Origin of the sequence: Lacihabitans soyangensis, from assembly GCF_024343775.1 — a bacterium.
Classification (GTDB): Bacteria; Bacteroidota; Bacteroidia; order Cytophagales; family Spirosomataceae; genus Leadbetterella; species Leadbetterella soyangensis.
In genome coordinates this window covers 1-5,468 of the sequence record NZ_RJUF01000063.1, presented here as the reverse complement: position 1 = coordinate 5,468, position 5,468 = coordinate 1, and the positions used below count along the sequence as shown (strand labels likewise).

The window sequence follows — 5,468 nt, the reverse complement described above, 5'->3', positions numbered from 1 at the left end:
AAGTATTTGACCTACTATTAAGTATTCTAGTTCAGACCATTTTTGCTCATTCAATAAATTTTTATGATGTCCTTGACGAGTTATCCCACAATAGTTAAATAAAGATTCCATGGAGTGATTAAGGTTTTTCTTATTCATTCTAAAATATTCTAAAGTGGTACTTTGGTGTTTTTTTTTAAGTCAACACCAGCGTCTTTACTAGCTATTTCAATTAGCTTTTCAAGATAATCTATTTGCATTTGCTTTTGTCCCAATCGTTGCTCCAATGATGCTACTTTTTCCAAAAGTTCCGCAGTCTTTTGAGCTTCGCTATCTTTTTGAATTACCATTGTAGTTCCTTTTTTATGTTCGGATGAGTAACGATAGAGCCAACGATAAACGGTTACGCTACTTACTCCCCATAAATTGCAAAAAGATTTTATAGAACACAAACCCGAACTGATTTCTTGAACTTTTTCTCGTTTGAACTCCTCACTAAATATTCTACGTTGTCGAATGTTTAGTTTTGTACTTTTTTTAGAAATTAATTTTGCTTCGATCATAACATAAGTTGATTTTTTTGTCAACCTATTTTAGGCAAGCACACAATTAACCAATTAACCAATAACCAATAACCAATAACCAAAATAACCAATTAAAAACCAGGCTTATAAGTCCTAACGGCATTTTTCAGAATATCCTCTTTGTAAAAAAGTATGTCTTTAAAAATGCCTTTCGAGTACATTTCTCCTTGGTCATTAAAGTTTTTGGAGTTTATGTCTCCGCTATTTCCTCCTGCCAACAAAGATTTGGCTTTTATTTTGTTGCCAAATTCCACCGCACAAACAAAGCTATTTCCACTGTATCCGTATCTTTTTTTGGAGTTTGGATAGTACCTGCTATTAAATGAAGGTAAACTCCCCCAAAGAGCTGAGGCATAGCCTACCGGAATACTCGGGGAATTATCATCAAATTGAGTCTTAAGCTCGCCATTCAACCTCTGAAATCTGTTTATGTCACCCCATTTTACTTTCCAGGTGCCATGTTTTTCAGTGAGTTCTTGGATGGTTTGTTCTAATGGTTCCAAAATATCTTTTTCACTACATACTTCCGCAAAACGTTTAGCATTAGTTACTTGGTCATTTTCTCCTTGGTCAACATATATTTTCCTAAGTGCAGGGCTAAGTTTTTGTGCCCATTCTATAGCCAAAGTCGTTTCTACCGAAGTTGAGGAGGCTCTATAATCCCATTTTAGTAACATTTCCACTGCCTCCTTAGTGGTCTGATTTTCAGCATTTATTTTTTTTAAACTAGGAATAAGTACCTCAAATGCTGGCAAGTAGTTATCATAGCCAAGCTTTATCAATTCGTCCAAATCTATTTTTTCCACCTTACCTAATAACCGTGTGGCATTTACACCCCTGAAGTTTTCACCGTCAGGTGCCATATAATCCGGATAATCGGCTTTTTTAGGGCTATTCTCGGCAGAAGCTGTAAAGGGCGTCGAATTACAATTCTGAATCCACCCAATTTTTGGGTTATAAATATGCACAACTTGGTTTACGGTATGCAATCCTTTGTACTCGGTGGTAGCTTTACTACCATCTTGTGGTTTTGCCCAGTTGAGGGTATTATCTCTAACTGGCATGTAGTTGCCGTGCCAATAGGCTATATTTCCATATTTATCAGCAAAAACCGTGTTGTTTGAGGTGTTGGCTTTCATGTTCATCGCCTTTTTGTAATCTTCAAAACCTTTGGCTTTGGTTCTGATCCAACTTTGTTCAAGACTTTTCTGTGCTCGGTTGTAGGATTTCAAGCTTATCCAATTTTCGCCTCTTTTGGCCATAATTGGTCCATGATGCGTAAAATATACTTCAAAGGTTCTATCTAGGGTTTGTCCATCCTTCAAATATTTAATAATTACTTTTTTAGAACTTACCTTTCTTAGCTTCCCTTCATATTCATAGTAGTAGCCGTCAGACTTCCTAGTGATTTTTTCCAAATAGGTATCAGCCACATCAGCATTAGACGAGGTGTGCATCCACCCACAATATTCATTAAAACCCTGATAAACAAAAAACTGTCCCCAAGTTACTGCCCCGTAGACATTTAGTCCTTCATTACTTTTTACATGTACTTCAGGTCTAAAATAAAATGTGGTATGCGGGTTAATATAAAGCATGGCATTTTTTGATTTGCTCAAACTTGGAGCAATAGCAAAGCCATTTGACCCTGTTTGTTGATAGTCTTCATTTTTCTTTGAAAAACCAACACTATTTTCATTTCCATAGAATGCCTTCAACTCTTTTATTTCCAAGTCAGCTGTGCTTATCGCCCCAATACTTCCGTCTGTCCAGAGTAAAGGATACCACGGCTCAAACTTCGTCAGTAGCTTAGGTTTAACCTGTGGATTTTTTGCCAAGAAATAATTTATTCCGTCAGCATAGGCATTCAACAACTTTTGAAGCCATCCTTGAGCTTTCAGATATTCTGCTTTAGCCTCACTTTCACTTATCAACATTCTTATTTGCAAATCATTGTACAAATCACCCTCGCCATTCACTTCTGACAATCTACCAAGTTTTTCGATGTAGTTCATTTCTACCCGAGCAAAATCATCCTCACATTGGGCATACATCAGTCCAAAAACCGCGTCAGCGTCAGTTTTACCTTCAATATGCGGTATACCCCATTGATCTCTGATGATCGTTACATTTTGGGCTTGGTTTTGATATTTTTGTGCATTTGTGGTCGGCAGATAAAATGCAAGAGAAACAACGGTAAAGACAATTAGTTTTTTCATTTTGTTATAGAGAAGTGATTTCTAATGCAATATACCCAAAACCTTTCATTCAAACAATTGAAGTATTCTGGGTCTTCTCTTTTTTTTAAAATAAATTAACAAAAACTTTTTTTTGCTCGAAAAATTAGAAAATAAGACTTTTTAATTAATTTCGAACTTGTAAAATTTAAATTTTATTTAAAAAAAACCATATAAAACCTATAAATGGATTCAGGAAACCTAGACTATTATCATCAAAGTGAGATATCTTTCAAAGAATCGGCTGTTGAACTCAAAAAATTTAAGCAAAAAAAGAGCATTCTAAATTCTCTTTACCTAAATGGCAAAATGGCCATTTCTGATTTGTCAGAATCATTATTTATAAGCATACCTACGCTCACTTCACATATCGAAGAGCTTTTGTCCGAAAATTGGCTAGTCGGAGAGGAACTCGACAATAAAAAACAAGGTAGAAGACCAACTATATACTCTCTGAATCCACAGTGGAAGCACGTTATTATCATCGATATTACCACGCACGATACAAAAATCTTCGTTCTCAACTTTAACAATGAAATCATCCATCAAGAGCAATATAACCTAAAGCTTACCTCCAAGACATCTTTTCTATTAGAACTCTTCGAATTAATAGAGAATACCATAAATCACCTAAAGTCCCAGGACAAAGAAATTATCTCTATAGGTATAACCATTCCTGGCTTGGTCAACAAACGAACTGGAATCAACAAAACCTATAAAAATCTCAATTTCGAAAACAAATCATTAAGCTTAAGAGTGAGCGAAAATTTCAAGTTGCCCGTTTTTACGCTCAATGATTCCAAGGCTGCAGCCTATGGTGAGGCCCGATTTGGAGTTGGTAAAAATCTCCAGCACGTACTTTCTATTAATGTGGATTGGGGTGTAGGTCTTGGAGTTGTTTTTAATGGTCAGATTTTCAACGGAGCCTCAGGTTTTGCTGGCGAACTCGGCCACATTCAAGTCAATCCCGACGGCGAACTCTGCAGTTGTGGTAAGGTAGGTTGTCTCGATACTGTCACCTCTGCCTCCTCCTTATTAAAGAGTATAAAAGCAGGCTTGAAGAATGGACAAATATCTATACTGTCTGAATTCAAAGACAATCTCGAACAGATCAATCTGGAAATGGTAATCGAGGCCGCTAAAAACGGCGATGCATTTGCCATCGACATCCTATATAATATTGGCATTGAACTTGGCAAAGGACTATCAGTAGCAGTTCATTTGTTCAATCCTCAGATTATCGTCATCGATGGTGTTCTTTCGAAAGCTGGCAAGATCATCGTAAATCCGGTCGAGCACGCCATTAATAAATATTGTTTGCCCGACTTCAAAAACGAGTTGCTCATCGAAGTGACCAACTTAGGCGACTTTGCCAAAATTTTAGGCGTAAACGCCTTCATGGCCAATCGACTCTTCAAGCACGATTAATTTCGTTTAAAGTTTAATGTTTAAGAAATTCAATTTGGGCGGGTCCCTCCCAATTATCATTGGGAGGGTCAGGCTATCCGTTACAAGTCCTCGCTCGTTCCTCGCTGCGGGCTTTCCACTGCTATCCTTCCCGAATGGCATTGTCATTTTCTGAGAAATTTTCAGAATTGCTTTTTCAGATATAGGTTTAAGATAATATTTATTTCTGATTAAATCAAAATTCTACCACTGTTCCATATTCTGCCCTGAATACCGTTTAACGCGAAATACCTACGTTTAACTCCACTTTTGTTACTTTTGGTGTTTTATAATAATTAAAGAAAGAGTATGAATATTCCAGGAATATTTAAAACTAAATAATTGATAATCAGTATTACCCAAAAAAGGCCATAAAATTATTCAAAAATATATTTGGAAAACTACTCAGGCTTATACTACCTTTGCACTCCCAAACGGCGAGGAAGTATAAACGGAGAAGCTTGGAAGGGGATAAAGTTCAAATAAATAAATAAATTTTTTTCTTAAAAAGTTTTGGGGGTTAAAAAAAGGTTCTTACCTTTGCACCCCGATTAAGTCGGAAGGAAACGAGAAGGGAAAAAAAGAGGATACTGGAAACAGTGACGAGCTCACGGTGAAGTGGGATAAAGTTCATTAACTTATTGGAGATAGAGACGAAACATAAAGTTGGGAGATCTTTCGATGTAAGAAATTACTATGGAGAGTTTGATCCTGGCTCAGGATGAACGCTAGCGGCAGGCTTAATACATGCAAGTCGAGGGGGCAGCAATGTCACCGGCGAACGGGTGCGTAACGCGTATGCAACCTACCTACATCAGGGGGATAGCCCTAGGAAACTGGGATTAATACCGCATAATATTGGATATGGCATCATAACCAATTGAAATATTTATAGGATGTAGATGGGCATGCGTAGGATTAGCTAGTTGGTAAGGTAACGGCTTACCAAGGCTACGATCCTTAGGGGCTCTGAGAGGAGTATCCCCCACACTGGCACTGAGATACGGGCCAGACTCCTACGGGAGGCAGCAGTAGGGAATATTGGGCAATGGAGGCAACTCTGACCCAGCCATGCCGCGTGCAGGAAGACGGTCCTCTGGATTGTAAACTGCTTTTGAATGGGAAGAATGTGCTCCTTGCGAGGGGTAATGACGGTACCATTAGAATAAGCCACGGCTAACTACGTGCCAGCAGCCGCGGTAATACGTAGGTGGCGAGCGTT

3 protein-coding genes and 1 rRNA gene are annotated in these 5,468 nt (G+C 37.9%); 2 read left to right on the top strand and 2 right to left on the bottom strand.

The features are described 5' to 3' along the window. Window positions 1–149: 149 nt before the first annotated feature. Together EGI31_RS14070 and EGI31_RS14065 are read right to left on the bottom strand one after the other, a co-directional pair. Window positions 150–542 carry a transposase gene (locus EGI31_RS14070; RefSeq protein WP_255036345.1) on the bottom strand — a complete coding sequence of 131 codons (393 nt, stop codon included), beginning with the start codon at window positions 540–542 and terminating at the stop codon, window positions 150–152. Between the two features lie 92 nt (window positions 543–634). Then, window positions 635–2,782, bottom strand: coding sequence for a penicillin acylase family protein (locus EGI31_RS14065; protein WP_255037858.1), 2,148 nt, complete (start codon window positions 2,780–2,782; stop codon window positions 635–637). 204 nt (window positions 2,783–2,986) lie between these two features. On the opposite strand from EGI31_RS14065, the gene EGI31_RS14060 reads away from it, so the two are divergent. Continuing rightward, on the top strand, window positions 2,987–4,228 hold the full coding sequence (locus EGI31_RS14060) for an ROK family transcriptional regulator (RefSeq protein WP_255037857.1): 1,242 nt from the start codon (window positions 2,987–2,989) through the stop codon (window positions 4,226–4,228). A gap of 711 nt (window positions 4,229–4,939) precedes the next feature. Next, window positions 4,940–5,468 (top strand): 16S ribosomal RNA (locus tag EGI31_RS14055); the annotation flags it as partial.